The following is a 15,554-nucleotide window of genomic DNA, read 5'->3' as shown; positions in this document are numbered from 1 at the left end:
CACTGTTCAGTTGCTTTGCAGGAATTCAAGCCTGCCTTCGCGTTTCAGCCGCTCATAACCAACCTTTTTCCACGCGCCCGGATCGGGCCTGTGCCAGTTGGGAATGGCGCAGCCGTCCATGACAAAGCCAAGAACGCGGGTATGCCTGTCGCAGTAAAAGCTTTCAAAGGCTTCCCAGTCTTCTGCATGCCACGGGGCTCTGCGCGAAACATATCCATCCCATGCCATTTCCAGCAGGATCAGATCACGGTAGCGGGCAATGGCGTCCTGATCCGGGCTCTGCACAAATACCTCCCGGTCCACCTGAGCGCGAAGTTCTCGTCCGGCCTTAGTCCACTGATTGTCTGGAATACTCATGTATTTGACCTTCCAGCGAGGTTTGAACTCGGCCTTCGCCGCCTGTTCAAAGGTTTTGTAGGCGCCCTTGTATTTGGCAAGCTCGGCCGCAACATCGGTTGGGCTCTTCAGGTTGCTCCAGGCCCATTGGGCGTAAGCCAGATCAAGGAAGCGGGTGTCTTTTACCCCATCAAAAATATTGGTGGAGCCCTCACCTTTAAGAACAATGGAGCCCTTCAAATGATCGGTATCGGGCGCTGCCTGAGCCGCACTTATAAATCCGACAAGGGAGAGGGTCATGAATAGCGGTTGTATCAGCTGTCCCTTGATTGAGCAGTATGTCTTAAGTGGCAGTAAGTTTGTCAATAAATACATGGAAATTGCCTATGAACCGATGCTGGTAATATTTGCCAGCCTAGCATGTTTGTGGGCGGTTTGGCAGGGATTTAAACTTGCCACAGCCACCACGGATTTAACCTGGGTCGCCTCCCAGTTTGTGTTCCTGTTTTTTGGTTTTGGCGTGCTCACGGCCCTCAAATTCGGCCTTGCCGGAATGATCTATGAAGCGACCACGACCTTAATGTTCGGTATTCCAGGTGCGCTCATGGGGGCTGGCAGTGGCGCAGATGCCATCACAGGCCTTGTCACCGAGCTGGAAGCAGCTTTTACACAGCCCTTTGCAATGGCAAAAACCATGATGAATGGGGCAGGGTGGTTAGAAAAGTTCGGGATCGTGCTCTTTGTCGTCGCGCTGATGCTGCCCTTCATCATCATGATGGTCGTGTTCGTGGTCCATGTGGCAATCGGCCTGTTCCGGATCATGATGGTGTGCCTGCTGGCTCCTTATGTGGTTTCTATGGCCGCATTTCCCTTTGGCCGTGAGAAAATCGGGGCTGGGATTTCCACGCTGTTAACCTCAATCCTGACGCTTGTAGCGGTCACGCTGGTGTTCAAGCTGATTATTACTGGCATCGGCAATCTTATGCCAGGTGGTGAAGAAATCAGCTCTGACGTTTTAGATGATACCGCCTGGAAAGCTTACATCCTTGTGATCCTGACTGCATGGTCGGGTGTGGCGCTGGTGCAGGAAGCAACCTCACTGGCCGGCACACTGGCACAAGTGACGCTCAATGCCGCCACACCAGGTGCGATGATGAGCGGGGCAGCTCAAACAGCCGGGGCTTACGGCAAGGGCGTTGCCGGAGCGGCCAAAGGCGGTTGGACCGCTGGTAAGGCAGCGATTGGCGTAAGCAATGCCGCGCTCAGTGACAAAGCCGCTGACATGGGCCTGCAATCCGGCTCCAACCCCAATTCCAAAGCAACCGATGCCCTGAAATCAGAGAAGTAATCATCATGAGCAAACCGTTCCTCTTCACGCTTTCCCTCGCTCTGTTTCTGGCTGGCTGTGCCAGTAATGCAGAAATGCCCTACGCCCCGGTTGATACCGATGAGATGCGTCCCTCTCCCTGTGCCTGCTTAGACCTTGATTACCAGCCTCAAAGCTTTGAATGGATGGAGGGTGTCGATGTTTAAATGGAAGCGGAAAGACAAAGGCAAGAGCGAGCCTGAAGGGGGCACACGAACAGGATTTGCGGTCCCTGTTCAGGACAACGCGCCTGAGGTGAGCCTTGACGACCCTCCGCAGGAGGCACCGCCAGCACAGCGCAAGGCGGTGCTGGATGCAGATCCGTTTGCCTATAAGGCCGCGCACCGGCGCATGGTAACGCTTTTCAGGATCTCAGCCGGTCTCAACGTTGTTTTAGGTGTGTGTCTGGCGCTGTCCCTGCAAGCCATTGCGGTGGTTTTGCCTCTCAAGACGACGGAGATCGCGCTGCTTCGGGTCGATCCGGCAGATGAGCGGATTTACCGGGTGGAGCCGATCTCTGTTGAGGTGGATGGCTTTGAACTGATGCTGGAAAAAATGGCACGGCGCTATGTGGCGCAGATCCTTGCCGTTGACCAGATCTCTCAAAGCTCACGGTTTCGCGAAGTTGCCACGTATTCCGATCAGGACTTTTACCGGCAGTTTTTGAAAGAAAACGAAGGCCGCATTGATGAAGCGATTGAAGATGGTCTGAACCGCTCAATCACCGTTGAAAGCGCCAACCAGGTTGATGCCTATGACGGGGTCTATCAATACGCCGTTGACTTCATCCAGACAGACAGGATCGGCAGGACAAAGCCTGAGCAATCCAGACTTCGCGCCTATGTGGAAATGACCACACGCCCGCAAGAAGTCACCAGCGTTGAGCGCTTTGAAAACCCTCTTGGCATTCGCATTTTGAAATTGGCTGTACAGGAAAGACCGACCACATGAACCCACGTATTTCTCTTTTTCTTGTCACGTTCCTCGTTTCAAACACCGCTCTTGCCCAGACCTCTTTGGATCGCGGGCCTCAGACACCAAACCAGCGGGTTGCGCAGGGCCAGCAGGTTGCCTCAAATGTTGCAGCCAGTGTGCCGCAGGATGCACTCAAACAAGCCGCCGCACAGCGGCGCGGCCAGTTTGGTCCCCTGAACCGCACGACCGTTCCGCTCGGCCAGATCCAGAAGGCCTGGGATAAGGCCGGCAAGGATGGTGGTGTTCACACGCAGGTTGAATGCGGAACCTGCGTTTACCGGGTCCGTCTTCGTGAGTTCATGCTCACCGTGATCCAGCTTCCTGAAGACGTTAAGATCAAAAACGCGGATGTCGCGGATGTGAATCTGTTTGACACCAAAGTGCGCAATGACACCACGTTGGTCATCAAGCCTTTGGCAGCAGGCGTTGACAGCTCCCTGCAGGTCTATGCTGAAGATGGCAGAGTGTTCAGTTTTTACCTGCGAGCAGAAACCGTCAATTCCAAGCATATCCCAGATCTGCAATTCAAGATCGAAAAACCCCGCCTGGTGCAGTCGGCTTTGATTGAAGTTACAGCAGGGGGACCGCCAGCCCCCTTGATGAATATGCCAGCTTATACCCCAAGGGGCGGGGAGACACAAAAGGTGGCGGGCGATTATGTGAAACGCGCCAACATCGACCCATCCAAACTGCGCGGCTGGGGCGAGTACAAGCTTTGGGGATCTGACAACTCGTTAAAGCCGGAACTGGTTTTGCGTGATGATCACTTCACCTACATTTTTTATGGCGACAAATGGAACGATCTGGAGTTGCCGACCGCGTATGTGGTGGTTGATGGGATTGACGAGCTGGTCAATACCCGTGTGTCCGGCAAGGCATACATCATTGAAAACACAGCAAAGCTCATCACCTTGAAGTCGGGTCAGTCTTACATGTGCATCCAGTACAAGGGGACCTGACATGAGCATATGTGAGTTCTTTGTGGCAGTTGGTGTGACTTTTGGCGGGGCATGTGTCTCTGAGCCGGTTCTCTCACGTGGTTTGCCGCCAAATGATGATGGTGTGTTTGCGTATAAGCGGCCACCAACTCCCAAGCCGGTGATACCGCCCGCTCCGCCGCCGCCGCGCATCATCATGGCACCTCCCATCGTGGTTGAACGCGAAGTGAGCAAGGACGCGCCGCCCAGAACGATCATCAAGAAAGAATACATCACGGTTGAGAAGATCGTTGAGCCACCAAAACCCATCGAGCCAAGCCCGTTCGAGTTGGAGCTGCAGGCCGCACGAGCCGCCCGCTTTGGGACGCAAGGCTACATCACCTCACAAGGTGTGCTGGCAAACGGGTTAGAGGGCAACGTTCCAGGGCTTGAGGCGGGTGTGACGCGCACAGCAGCGCTCAATTTGCCTCCCGCAGGCGCATTATCTGGTTCCTTCAGTTCCCCGCAAGGCATTGACCCGCAAAACAGCACCTACAAGGCATCTGGCCGGATCTCCACCAGTGCGGTCGATAACAGCCGGATTGTCACGGCCGATCGCTACATCACCGGCATCATGGAAACCGGCATTAACAGCCAGCTTGCTGATGAGGGCACGATTGTCATTCAGGTGAGCCGGGATGTTTACGGCTACCACGGGGCCAACCTTCTGGTTCCAAAGGGAAGCCGCATGATCTGCCGTTATGAAAGCGCTAAGAAGGTTGGTCAGTCCCGTATCGGGTTCCAGTGCGAGCGCGTTCTCATGGCGCAAAGCCGCGCCGAGATCTATCAGCTCAAAGCCAAGGTGGGTGATGCGCAAGGCTATGGCGGCATGTCCGGCCATGTCGATAATCGCTGGTGGGAGAAGTACGGCACTGCTGTCACCACCGTTGCCATTGGCGCAACCGTTGAATCTGCCGTCACCATGGCCTCTGCCTATGGTTTGAAAGGCTCCGACACGATCGCTTCTGCCCTGACAGGCATCTCGGAGAATTTTGGCGAGTTGTCGGCAAAGTTTATGGAAGACACGGTCAATTTAAGGCCGGTCATCCGTATTTCCCAGGGCACCAGAGTTCAGATCAGACCTGAATACGACTGGTACCTGGCTCCACCTACCCAGCAGTAATGTGAGGTTTTTCAGATGCGGAATATTTTAAGGCTTTCTCTGGTGGGGGCCATGTTGCTGACAAGTACAGCAGCAGGGTTCTCTCAAACTGCGGCCCCTCCAGCACCCGCCAGTCAGGCGGCCGGGGCAGGACAGCAAGGACCAGGTGCGGCGCAGGCCACCGCTGCACTTCGTGAAAAGCTGTTTGCTGTTGCTGTGAAGCAGACAACACCGATTTTTGAAGGCAAAGCCGTTGAGCTTGCCTTGCAGATCAAGAAGGCCCCGCAGTTCACCGCAGGGGTCAACAAGGATGAGGTTTCCGTTGCCGGTGTGAGCGCAGAGGGCTTCTCCCAGTATGTTATGCATGATGGGCAGAAGATCGGGCAAGCGGTGCTCACACGCCTGACCAAGGGCGAGCGGTTTGTTGAACTCAATGCACAGAACTTCTCTTCGCAGTTCGACGTTGAAGAGGATGTGATTGATCCAGAAGAAACGCTGGATGTGTCGGGCAATGAAGAAGAGCTGATTGCGGCGCTTAAAAAGCTCAATGCGCAAGGAGAGCCGGAAGAGGACAAAGAGAAAGACAAGGAAGAGGACGAGGAGAAATACGAGGACGTTGAGCGCGAGGAGAATGGCGGGTCCGGGTCCGGGTCAGACTCATCAAAGGGCGGGGAGACGCCAGGACAAAGTGGCTATGAGACACCGGAGCGTAAAGAGGTGGAAGAAAAAGACGCTCCTGAAGAAGACCGTGAAGAAATCCGTGTGACCTTTGAGGGTTGCTCGCCGGTCATCGACCGCAATCAGGGACAAGTGCGGGTTCAATCCAAGACGCAGACGCTTAAAAAAGGCATTGTGGTCGAGGAAAGCGCGTGTTCAGACAGCGGGACAAACTTCTCGATCCAGAAAAGTGGGGCGAGCTGTGATGATAAGATTGATGTGACTGCCCGGATCGCGAAACCGCAATATCTGGAATATTACATCAACAGCCAGCAGGAGCGCATCCAGCTTTCTGATTGTCAGCCAGATCCCGATACAACATTCTCCATTACCGAGGATGCCAGCTGCCCGATTGATATCGATCTGGACGCGGGCATGGCCTATATTGAGACCTCACTGGTTTATACCGATGGCAACAATAACTTGCAGAGCGTGCGTAGTTGTGAGCGATCTGAGTTTTACCAGCCAATCAAGATGGCGCAGGTCACCGACGGCTGTAACATCCGTCATGATTTCGGCAATTCCCTTTCTACCGAAATGGCGATGTGGATCTATCAAAAGGACGAGCAGTTCTTCCAGGCGTCCCCCTGTACGGTTACAGAAAACACCTATCCGCATGAGAAGGTCTTTAAAAAGAACGGCGTTGATATCTGCCAGACCATGGTGGATCTGAGCGGGCGTAGGGCAATTCCTCAGTACCGCACGCAGATCACAGTGAATGGCGCTGCGCAGTACATTGACCAGTGTACGCCAGATTCAAATGCCTCCGTTGAGATCAAATCCACCACAGAAGGCTGCATCAACCCGGCCGAGTTCAATCACGACATTGCAGCTGGCATCTCTTATGGCCTTGAGCGGCATTATTATGAGAACCCGAACCGGTTTTATGTAAGTTCCTGTCAGCAGGGCGGGACAAGCTATACCCACAATGTGGAGCTGTCCTCGTGGAAGTATGATGACGAGAAGAAGATTGCCCAGCCCCTTTCTGATGTGTCGATCAATGTATCGGGTCAGGTGTATCCGCTGGCATCAAATATGCTGCTGCCAGGTGCGCCGGAAATTGCTTACACCTCACTGGGTGAAGAGAGTGAGCAGAAGCCGGGTGGGCGTTATTTTGAGGGCTGCTATGCCTTTATTCCAACCAGGTTGACGGATGTTTTTGAGCGCCCCGATGGGACGCGTCATGAAGTCTCTCTTGGGGCTGGTGCGCCCTATGAGGAAGGTTATCAGTGCAGGGCGACCACTGAAGGGTGCATGAAGCCTAAGGACTTCATTCATGACTATAACAAGCGCTTTTCGTTTGGCCTGCAGCGCTTTTACTACAACAACCCCGAACGCAAATATGTGGGCTCGTGCGAGAAAGGCGACAAGACGTATGAGCACAACGCCAAAACAGCTGGATGGCAGAATGACGATGCTAACCTGAAGGCAAAGCCTTTGTCGGATGTGTGGATCAGAGTTGCAGGTACCAACCATACTATTGCCAGCAAGAAACTGTTGTCAGGGGCACAGCAGGTTGCTTATTCGCTGACAAGCGAAGAGCAGGTTCCCCGTTCCGGTGATGCAACGATTGATGGTTGTAACAAGACCGTTCCATCCACGATAAGGCGTACATATAAGCGCCCAGAGGGCACGACGTACGTCAAAAACGCGGGCGCTGGTTCCGGGGTCGTCACCGATGTTTGTACCCGTGTGACGGAACGCAAGACCACCAGCAAAACCACCTACTATAGTCCGGGTGTTCCTGAATGTGCGCGTGGGTTCATTACCAACGAGTACGAAAAAGAGGAATACAAGACCCGTACGAAGATTACGTACCCAGATGGAAAAGTAAAATACACCAGCTGGACCAATCATACGAACTCAAAACTCATTAAGAGCCTTGTGCGCAAAAACGGCAAAAGATCAAATGACCGTGAGTATTGCTAGGGCTTAGCTGACACCAAAGGGTCTGGCAGGCACGGGCTTTGTACCTGCCAGACCTGATTAGAGTTTTAAAATGCAACCAACGCCAACGGCTTGAAAGCAACTCCCAGAGGTAATTCTCAGGGTGAACGGGTAAGTTATGTCTGATCGACTAATAATGAAGCTTATGGAACCTTTAGCGCAAGTCTACCATGATCCGAACGTGGTTGAGCTGCGCCAGACGCGCTCAGAAACATTTGTGCTGGAGCATCGCAAAGCTGATCTGCAGCAGCTTGAAGCGCCGGGGGTTGGCTTCACGCAGATCCGGCGCATCTGTCAGGCGCTTGCCAACTATAACGGCCTGAAGTTTTGTGAAAACACGCACCCCAAGCTTTCCGTGACACTTCCTGAACGCCATCGTTTTGAATGCCTGATTGGACCAAGCGCGCTCACCGGCCTGTCCATGGCGGTGCGCTGCAAGCATCCCTATGAGGTCAGGTTCGAAGACATGGGGCTTGGCCAAAAGATGATTGATTACATCACTGAGGCGATGGCGAAGCGCTGGAATATTGCAATTTCTGGCTCCACCAATACTGGCAAAACGACCCTTTTGAACAAGTTGCTTGCTCTGCTGCCTGCCAATGAGCGTGTTGTGTCTTGTGAAGATACACCGGAGCTGGAGGTTGAACGGTTCTGGAATGGCTCAGCGCTGTTTGCCTCGCGTGAGGCTTCGCAAGGAGCTGGCTTGCAAACCTGGCCGCAACTGTTCGATCACAAGATGCGCATCTCTCCCGACCGCATCATCTTCTCTGAGATCTCCGTTCAAAACGCCTACTCGGCTTTGAACGTTTTGAACACCGGTGCCAAGGGCTGGATGTGCACCATTCACGCCGACCGGCCAGAGATGGTCGTGGACCGGTTTCAATCCAATATTGACCTGTCTGGAGGCGTTGCCACGCCCATCCGCGGTTACTTCAACGAGCTGGTGGATGTGATCTTCCATATCACCCGCTTTGAGCGCGGCGTGCGCCAGATCACGGACATTTATGAAGTCAAAAACGAAAAATTCATCCTCAAAAACGGGAAGCTTCAGTGATGCATATTTTCCCGCGTATTATCGCTCTTCTTTCCATGTGTGTGTTTGTAAGCGTCACGCTTGCGGGCTGGTACTACATGCTGGACTTCGATCCTAGCGATGTTGAATGGTGGAAATGGCTTTACGCCTATTTCATACAAACCAATGAACTCCCTCATGAGATCCTGATCCCGTTTGGTGGCGGGTTTGTCGCCATGATCGCGGTCATGATTGCCGGCCGCATCCTCATGGAACAGGCGGGTAACAAGACGCTCTCAGGTGAGCGCGATTCAGGCTCGCTGCATGGCACGGCACGTTTTGCTGAAGATGCTGAAGTCAAGGGCATGGGGTATCTGCGCGGCAAAGGCGTTGTGGTTGGTGGTCTGCAAGACAAGTTCAAAAACGCCGCCATGCTGCGCCATGACGGACCTGAGCATGTGCTTGCCTTTGCCCCGACCCGGTCCGGTAAAGGTATCAGCGTGGTCATCCCGACCCTGCTGACATGGCCTGGAAGCACCATCATTCTTGATATCAAGGGTGAGAACTACGCCAAAACCTCAGGTTGGCGGGCGGCGCAAGGCCAGAACGTGTTTTACTTTGAGCCGACCGCACCTGAAGGCTCTGCCCGTTACAACCCCTTAGAAGAGATCCGCATCGACACTGATTTCCAGATTGGCGACTGTATGAACGTTGCCAAGATGATCATCGATACCTCCGGCAAGGGCTTGCAAAACTTTTGGGAACAGGAAGGGTTTTCGTGGCTGTCTACGGCCATTTTGCATGTGCTTTACCGGGTGCGCAACGAAGAAAAGCGCAAGGCAAATCTGGCTGATGTGCTGCACTTCCTGTCCGTTGGCGATGATGAGGCCGGTGATGCTGAGCAAAAGCTTGATGCGCTGGTTAAAGCCAAAGCGGATGGCAAGAAAAAGGATGAGGACGGGTTTGAAAAGCTGCTGCTCGATATGGAGGGCTATGAGCACGGCAATGAGGGCGCTGACAAGGAAGTGCGGCGCGGCGCCTCTCGGATGCGCAAAAGGGCGGGGAACGAGCGCTCCGGTGTCTCGTCCACGGCAACCGCACAGCTTGCGATCTTTGCAGACCCGATCATAGCGCGCAACACATCGGCCTGTGATTTTACCATTGCTGATTTGATGAACGCGGATCAGCCGACCAATGTCTATCTGGTCCTCTCGCCTGCCGAGATCGGGCGCATGAAGGCGCTTATCCGCATCATCCTCAATCAGATGCTCACACGCCTGACCGCCAAAATGTCCCACAATGACGGTGAGACCCTTTACAAGCACCGCATGCTCTTGATGCTGGATGAGTTTCCCCAGCTCGGCAAGCTCGACATTTTTGAAAGCTCGCTGGCCTTCATGGCAGGCTATGGCCTCAAAGCCTTCCTGATCACGCAGGATCTCACCCAGCTTCAAAGCGCCTATACCCGCGATGAGAGCATCATCTCCAACTGCCATGTGCGTATCGCCTATGCGCCCAACAAGATTGAGACCGCTCGTGTTCTCTCTGACATGACCGGCAAGACAACGGTGGTGCAGCGCAAACGCTCGGTGTCAAAGAATCTGGAACGGGGCGGAGCCAGTCTTTCTGAAAGTGTCTCTGAGACCTCACGGTCTTTGATGACGCCCGATGAATGCATGATGATGACCGGCCTGAAATACGATGAGGACGGCAGGGTTACTGCCCCGGGTGAGGTGCTGGTGTTTACAGCCGGGAAACCCACCATCAAGGGCCAGCAATACCTTTATTTCTTTGATGAGGATCTGAACGCCCGCTCCAAACTGAAACCTTCTGGCAACGTCAAAGCAGGCACTCAGATTGAGAGCCGTAACAGCACGCACCCTGCTGAAGGCGTGGCATCACGCAGCAAGGCAGGCGGGTCGTGAGCTCAAAAAAGTCTCTTTCTTGTCGTCGTTTTAAACCCTGAGGAGATCCATCATGGCACAGACTGAAACCAAGGCCCCTGCCCGCCCGCATGCCCGCCCGCATGCTCGCCAAGCAGATGAAGGAACGCTGAGTGAGGCTGCAAACCGGGACAAGCGCGAGCGCACCTATCTGGCCGTTCCTTATGGGGAGCGCGAGGCCGCTAAAAAGCTTGGTGCCAGGTTTGATCGCAAAGCCAGGAGCTGGTTTGCGCCGACCGCTGAAATCATGAAGGCAACGATGAAATGGTCGGTAAAAGGCAAAGCGCCAAAGGCGGCGCAAAACCGCGACCCACAGACGGAATTCAGTGATTGGATCCGGGCACAAGGCATGGACCTGCAGGGCTTGGCGCAGATGGATGGCAAATGGCACCGCATTGCCATTGCTGGCGAGAAGAAGGTTAAGAACGCCTCTTATCGCGGCTTCCTTGATGGTGCTGTTCCAAATGGCATGCTGCACAATTTTAAAGGAACTCAGGAGAGCTGGACCTTTGAGGGCCCGCAGCTTTCAAAGGGGGAAGTTCAACGGGCCATTGAAGCAGGGAAAAAGGCGTCAATCGAGCGGGCAGATGCGCGCAAACTGGATCAGGAGAAAGCTGCAAAAACAGCCTATGGGATCTGGGTTAATCTCAAAGAGTGGGCCAAGCCGTCAAACTGCGAGTATTTGCAACGCAAAAAAGTTCTCGGGTTTGGTGTGAAGCTCGACAAGGATGCGCGCATGGTCGTGCCGCTGCGCGATACGGATCTCAAGATTCACTCCCTGCAGTTCGTAGGCGAAGACAAACACTACCTCAGGCACGGCCGCAAAGAAGGTCTGTTCCATGCAATTGATCCAGAGCGCTACCTAAACGATGCGGACCAGCCCGGACAGGGAGATACGCTTGTCTTTGCAGAAGGATATGCGACCGGAGCGTCCGTTCACAAACTCACAAACAAGCCAGTCATTGTGACGTTTGATGGTGACAACATGGTCAAGGTTGCCACCGCCATGCGTGAGAAATACCCGGATGTGACCATGCTGTTTGCAGCAGATGATGACCATCATTTGCCCCTTCGCGAAAATCCATTGCCCAATAAGGGAATGGATAAAGCAATTGAGGCCGCGCAGGCCGTTGGCGGGTATGTGGTGCGCCCTCCCCTTAACAAGGCCGATAAAGCCAAAGGACTGACAGATTGGAACGATCTTACCGCCGCGCGCGGCGAAGATAAAACGGCCTCCCAGTTCATTACGCAAGTACGGATGGCGCGGAAACTGGGAAACGCGCAGGAGCTTGAGGTCGAAACAACAAAATCTAAACAGCAAAGCAGCGGGTTGGAGATGTCCCTATGAAAATTGACAAGACGAACTTTAAGTTCGGAAGAGGAAAGAATGAGCGAACGGCAGCGTTCAACCTGTACATGCCGCTCAGCGTTATTGCCGATATCAAAAAGCGGGCCAACAAGCTGAACTGGAAATACGGGCATTACGTTGCCTACGTTTATGAAAACGTTGCCCATCCAGACCCGACAAAACTGACCGCCATTGATGAGCTGAAGAAGATCAATCACGACCAGGCGCGTTTGGGCAACCTGTTGAATGCAGGGCTGGCGGATACTGCAGTTCGGGCCAATCACGAAGAGATGGAACAGCTCTTGCGCGCTATTCGCGATACGCAAACACAGATCAAAGCAAAAGTAATGGCGCTCTGAAGCATGATTGCACACAAGATAGACCGCAAATCTGGACAGAACTCTTTTAAGGCGCTGGCGCGTTATGTCGCCGCCGCCAGGGAAGACAATGAAAAACTGGGTGATCTTTGGTTTGAGAATTGTGAGCTGGCAAGCACCAAAGATGAACTGGAGCTTGCCATTGTCGAGATTGAAAACACGCAAAAGCACAACACCCGTGTGAAGGGCGACCGCTCCTATCACCTGGTAATCTCGTTTGCAGAAGGGGAAGTGCCCGAGCTGGCGGCATTGAGGGACATTGAAAAGTCCTTCGCCAAGGCACTCGGCTTTGAGGAGCATGAGCGCATCATCGGCACTCACACGAACACAGACAATTACCACATGCACGTGGCGATCAACCGGATTCACCCCAAAACCTACAAGGTTCACACGCCCTATATGGATTTTGATGCTCTGGAGCGCACTCGTCTTGAGATGGAGGTGAAATACGGCCTGACCCGCACCAACGCCAAAGGCGACGTGCTGGAGAAGACCAATCCAAAGGCAAGGGATTATGAGGCCAATACCTATGAGGTCTCCTTCTCCACTTATGTGAAGGATTACAAGCCTGAGCTTTTGAAGATCCGGGAGAGTGCCAAAACGTGGCCCGAACTTCACGAGGGCCTTGCGGCGTATTCGCTGGAGCTGAAGCAGCGCGGCAATGGTCTGGTATTCAAAGAGCTGGACGGCCCACGGCTGGAAAAGGCCAGCACGGTTCACCGTGACTTTTCTAAAAAGGCTTTGGAGGACAAGTTTGGCCCCTATCAGGCACCGGAGAAAGATCTCTCTCAGGCTAAGCGCAAGGACCGCTATGAGCGCAGGCCGCTTTATGACCGGCACCGCAAGAGTGAAGTTTGGGGCGAATATACGAGACAGCTTGGCAAGCCTAAAGGCAAACACAGTTGGAAGTCTTTCCTAACGGGACAGACCCACCTCAATCATGCGGCCATCGAGATGCTGAAGGGCGAGGAAGCCATGTTGTCCCTGATGGGACTTGGATCAAGACGACAACCAGGATTGCTGGAAAAACACTTTGGAGTAAAGCGGCAGAAACAAAAGCAGAAGAAACAAAAGAAACAAAAGGAACGGAACGCAGAACTGGAGCGTTAATGCAGGCGGACCGCCCTGCCCCTGCCCCTGCCCCTACCTCTGGCGCTGTGTGGTGCTCACAGCATTAAAGGCAAGGGTCTGGTCTAGTGCTTTTGAAACCGGTCAATGAGATCTGATGCAGGAGGTGCATTGAATTGAGGACGATAATCAGATCGCTGCAACAGGTTGTTACGACGCAATTCTGTTGGCGGATGCGAATTAAGATAGTGAGCAAGAATGTCGGTTCCGCTGCGCTCTTCACAAAGGCTACTGAAGACCTCACACATACGCTCTTTACCAAGCAGTTTTTGAGCGAATTCATCGGCGCGGTATTCAGCCATGCGCGAGGTCAAATTGGTCGCCTTGGTGGCAATCATGATGATGAGATTGCACGGCAGGACAATGAAAGAAAAGAACAGGCCGATGAGCGGGAGGTTGCAGACCTGATTGTTCAGTTTCACCAGGAGCAGGAAAGGCCAGAGCAGAGCAGTCGTGATGCAGGTGTGAACCGTATCCCAATGGCGCAAATGTCCGATCTCGTGGGCCATGAGAGCGGCCAGTTCTTCAAGTCCACGCTTCCGGAACTTGGTATCAAAAAGGGCACCTTGAAACAGGGCAATCCGGTTGCGGCCAAACGCGCAGGCATTGTAATTGCGCCTGTCGATCACACGCCAGACAATGTGGGGCAGTTTGACGGCTTTTGCATCGGCGATCTCCTGCAGATACTCAAAGGCAGGTTCAATTTGCAAAAGTTCGCGCTGCGAAGGCTGGCGAGCCCCAAGCTCGATATCATTGAAGAACTCGATCAGCCCGGGCACGCGCAGGATAAGCCAGAACAAGGCCACCTGAGCGAGTGCGACAATTACAGACCATTCGTCCTGGTTCAGGGCGGGGAAGTCAGTAAATGCTCGCAGGATGAAAGAAAACGGGATCGCTGCCCAAAGCAACGCAACATGAGCGGTGAATGCAATGATGGACCAGGAAATAAACCAGCTCAAATCAATAGCTATGTGTCTGAATACTCTGCGCATTTGAATGTCCCTCCATTGGTAATATTTTACAAAACTCTGAGGAAGCTTTCAATAAAACTAGTGTTTGTTCCAGTTTTGTTCACAGCTAACTCAAGTATAGTTAATGTGATCAAGTAAGAAGGTTCATTATCAATAATGTAGGGAGGCGGGGATGATAAGTAATGCTGAAGTTAACGAACTTGAAGACTTAGGTAAAGCCATAGGTCTATTCGAAAGTCCTATGACTAATTGATAGCAAACCAGCCTTTATATGTGCGTAACACACAAAGTGATTAAACTTTTACTTTTTAAGCAGGATAGGACGCGTACAATTTGAAAGAAATTTAACGAAAATATCAAGGACAAAAGCAATCACGGCACGGCCCTATAAAAGTAAACCCTGGAAGCCAGAGGCCGCCAGGGAGAACAACATAGAAACACCAATTAGCACCTGAATTTCTATGTTGTCCTCCCAAAAATTGCAAGAGAGAAGAACGCAATATTTTTTGCGAACGGGATTATTCACTCTGAATTTGGCGCAAAGCTTCCGTTTTAAACGGAATTAATTTGAATGCATATTGAAGTTGGACTGCCGCAGCAGTCCCCAAAGGTGCTTGGAATCGGCAACACATCGCGGTGCCAGAACGAACTTGCAACAGCGGCCGCAAAGACGTTTAACGGGCTGCCTGAAGGGGGCAGCCGGTGGGAGGCTCTGTCTGTCGTCAAACGCCTGCAGCGCGAGTTAAGCCTCACTGCAACCCAAGTTTCGCATCTGGAGTTCTTAGTCGGCTATACAAGGGATCAGGATTGGGGGTCTGGCAGCAATCCCATTGTTTATCTGACCGTGAGCGCAACTGCGAACCTGCGCGGAATTTGTGAGCGTCAGGTGCTTAACATTGAACATGCGTTGAACCGGGCCGGTCTGGTGTGCTGGCATGACAGTGGCAACCAGCGGCGCTACGGCCACAGATCTGCAAATGGGGAACTCAAGCAAGCCTTTGGGGTGAACCTGGCCCCCCTCGCCGCCTCTTATGACCGGCTGCTTAAGATGGTCCATGAGCAGGAACACCGGGCACAGATCTGGAAGCAGGAAAAAGCAACGCTGTTGCTCTTAAAGCGGGCCTTGCGCGAACAGCTCACGTTAGATCCGGCCAACGGATCTTCTGCGCAGGCGATGGGCCTGATCAAATCCTTGCCAAGACGTGTAGAGGCCCGCGTGCCAATCACACAACTGGTGCGCTGGAGCCAGCAGATCAAAGACCTCTTAGAGCGGTTTGAACAAAGTGCTGCAGCAAAGGACCAGCAAAGGGGGTTAGGCGCGCCGTCAGTGCCGCATTTGGGAGCTGAAAGTGAGG

The 15,554-nt window shown here is 53.2% G+C and carries 14 protein-coding genes; 12 read left to right on the top strand and 2 right to left on the bottom strand.

All coding sequences use genetic code 11. The features are described from left to right. Positions 1 to 6: 6 nt before the first annotated feature. Entirely contained in the window at positions 7 to 636 is a 630-nt protein-coding gene (locus tag BMZ51_RS21935) for a hypothetical protein (protein WP_068004465.1), read from the bottom strand. Here BMZ51_RS21935 and BMZ51_RS21930 point away from each other — a divergent pair. The 11 genes from BMZ51_RS21930 to traI all read left to right on the top strand — a co-directional run bounded on the left by BMZ51_RS21930 (position 635) and on the right by traI (position 13,210). After that, the gene (locus BMZ51_RS21930; RefSeq protein ID WP_068004468.1) at positions 635 to 1,684 is read left to right on the top strand and encodes a hypothetical protein; all 1,050 of its coding nucleotides are present in this window, start codon (positions 635 to 637) and stop codon (positions 1,682 to 1,684) included. The genes BMZ51_RS21935 and BMZ51_RS21930 overlap by 2 nt on opposite strands. A 5-nt stretch (positions 1,685 to 1,689) precedes the next feature. Then, entirely contained in the window at positions 1,690 to 1,869 is a 180-nt protein-coding gene (locus tag BMZ51_RS21925) for a hypothetical protein (RefSeq protein WP_068004470.1), read from the top strand. Continuing rightward, positions 1,862 to 2,653, top strand: a complete 792-nt coding sequence (locus tag BMZ51_RS21920) for a VirB8/TrbF family protein (RefSeq protein WP_068004475.1) — start codon at positions 1,862 to 1,864, stop codon at positions 2,651 to 2,653. The genes BMZ51_RS21925 and BMZ51_RS21920 overlap by 8 nt, the downstream gene beginning before the upstream one ends. Continuing rightward, a complete protein-coding gene (locus BMZ51_RS21915; protein WP_068004478.1) occupies positions 2,650 to 3,636 on the top strand; it encodes a TrbG/VirB9 family P-type conjugative transfer protein in 987 nt (328 codons plus the stop codon). The genes BMZ51_RS21920 and BMZ51_RS21915 overlap by 4 nt, the downstream gene beginning before the upstream one ends. Before the next feature lies 1 nt (position 3,637). Next, positions 3,638 to 4,777, top strand: coding sequence for a TraB/TrbI/VirB10 family type IV secretion system protein (locus tag BMZ51_RS21910; protein WP_068004481.1), 1,140 nt, complete (start codon positions 3,638 to 3,640; stop codon positions 4,775 to 4,777). 51 nt (positions 4,778 to 4,828) lie between these two features. Further along, the gene (locus BMZ51_RS21905) at positions 4,829 to 7,402 is read left to right on the top strand and encodes a hypothetical protein (protein ID WP_139201453.1); all 2,574 of its coding nucleotides are present in this window, start codon (positions 4,829 to 4,831) and stop codon (positions 7,400 to 7,402) included. Between the two features lie 136 nt (positions 7,403 to 7,538). Continuing rightward, entirely contained in the window at positions 7,539 to 8,474 is a 936-nt protein-coding gene (locus BMZ51_RS21900; protein ID WP_068004487.1) for an ATPase, T2SS/T4P/T4SS family, read from the top strand. Beyond that, positions 8,474 to 10,357, top strand: a complete 1,884-nt coding sequence (locus tag BMZ51_RS21895) for a type IV secretory system conjugative DNA transfer family protein (RefSeq protein ID WP_074882336.1) — start codon at positions 8,474 to 8,476, stop codon at positions 10,355 to 10,357. The genes BMZ51_RS21900 and BMZ51_RS21895 overlap by 1 nt, the downstream gene beginning before the upstream one ends. Positions 10,358 to 10,409: 52 nt before the next feature. Then, positions 10,410 to 11,723: a DUF5710 domain-containing protein gene (locus BMZ51_RS21890; RefSeq protein ID WP_068004488.1), complete on the top strand. Its 1,314-nt coding sequence runs from the start codon at positions 10,410 to 10,412 to the stop codon at positions 11,721 to 11,723. Beyond that, positions 11,720 to 12,082, top strand: coding sequence for a hypothetical protein (locus BMZ51_RS21885; RefSeq protein ID WP_068004490.1), 363 nt, complete (start codon positions 11,720 to 11,722; stop codon positions 12,080 to 12,082). Before BMZ51_RS21890 ends, BMZ51_RS21885 begins: the two co-directional genes overlap by 4 nt. Positions 12,083 to 12,085: 3 nt before the next feature. Beyond that, positions 12,086 to 13,210, top strand: coding sequence for a TraI/MobA(P) family conjugative relaxase (gene traI / locus BMZ51_RS21880; RefSeq protein WP_068004492.1), 1,125 nt, complete (start codon positions 12,086 to 12,088; stop codon positions 13,208 to 13,210). 83 nt (positions 13,211 to 13,293) lie between these two features. Here the strand turns inward: traI and BMZ51_RS21875 are convergent, their stop codons facing one another. Beyond that, positions 13,294 to 14,220: a M48 family metalloprotease gene (locus BMZ51_RS21875; protein WP_068004494.1), complete on the bottom strand. Its 927-nt coding sequence runs from the start codon at positions 14,218 to 14,220 to the stop codon at positions 13,294 to 13,296. A gap of 550 nt (positions 14,221 to 14,770) precedes the next feature. Between BMZ51_RS21875 and BMZ51_RS21870 the strand changes: the two genes are divergently transcribed. Further along, positions 14,771 to 15,554 (top strand): helix-turn-helix domain-containing protein (locus BMZ51_RS21870; RefSeq protein ID WP_208979624.1); only part of this gene is annotated, 784 nt, incomplete at its 3' end.

Origin of the sequence: Pseudovibrio axinellae (genome assembly GCF_900110875.1) — a bacterium.
Lineage (GTDB): Bacteria > Pseudomonadota > Alphaproteobacteria > Rhizobiales > Stappiaceae > Pseudovibrio > Pseudovibrio axinellae.
This window is presented reverse-complemented; position numbering and strand designations above follow the sequence as displayed.

Excerpts from the sequence above, each read along its gene's own strand:
- BMZ51_RS21930 (WP_068004468.1), top strand. The coding sequence starts at position 635 with ATGAATAGCGGTTGTATCAGCTGTCCCTTGATTGAGCAGTATGTCTTA.
- BMZ51_RS21935 (WP_068004465.1), bottom strand. The coding sequence starts at position 636 with ATGACCCTCTCCCTTGTCGGATTTATAAGTGCGGCTCAGGCAGCGCCC.
- BMZ51_RS21925 (WP_068004470.1), top strand. The coding sequence starts at position 1,690 with ATGAGCAAACCGTTCCTCTTCACGCTTTCCCTCGCTCTGTTTCTGGCT.
- BMZ51_RS21920 (WP_068004475.1), top strand. The coding sequence starts at position 1,862 with ATGTTTAAATGGAAGCGGAAAGACAAAGGCAAGAGCGAGCCTGAAGGG.
- BMZ51_RS21915 (WP_068004478.1), top strand. The coding sequence starts at position 2,650 with ATGAACCCACGTATTTCTCTTTTTCTTGTCACGTTCCTCGTTTCAAAC.
- BMZ51_RS21910 (WP_068004481.1), top strand. The coding sequence starts at position 3,638 with ATGAGCATATGTGAGTTCTTTGTGGCAGTTGGTGTGACTTTTGGCGGG.
- BMZ51_RS21905 (WP_139201453.1), top strand. The coding sequence starts at position 4,829 with ATGTTGCTGACAAGTACAGCAGCAGGGTTCTCTCAAACTGCGGCCCCT.
- BMZ51_RS21900 (WP_068004487.1), top strand. The coding sequence starts at position 7,539 with ATGTCTGATCGACTAATAATGAAGCTTATGGAACCTTTAGCGCAAGTC.
- BMZ51_RS21895 (WP_074882336.1), top strand. The coding sequence starts at position 8,474 with ATGCATATTTTCCCGCGTATTATCGCTCTTCTTTCCATGTGTGTGTTT.
- BMZ51_RS21890 (WP_068004488.1), top strand. The coding sequence starts at position 10,410 with ATGGCACAGACTGAAACCAAGGCCCCTGCCCGCCCGCATGCCCGCCCG.
- BMZ51_RS21885 (WP_068004490.1), top strand. The coding sequence starts at position 11,720 with ATGAAAATTGACAAGACGAACTTTAAGTTCGGAAGAGGAAAGAATGAG.
- traI (WP_068004492.1), top strand. The coding sequence starts at position 12,086 with ATGATTGCACACAAGATAGACCGCAAATCTGGACAGAACTCTTTTAAG.
- BMZ51_RS21875 (WP_068004494.1), bottom strand. The coding sequence starts at position 14,220 with ATGCGCAGAGTATTCAGACACATAGCTATTGATTTGAGCTGGTTTATT.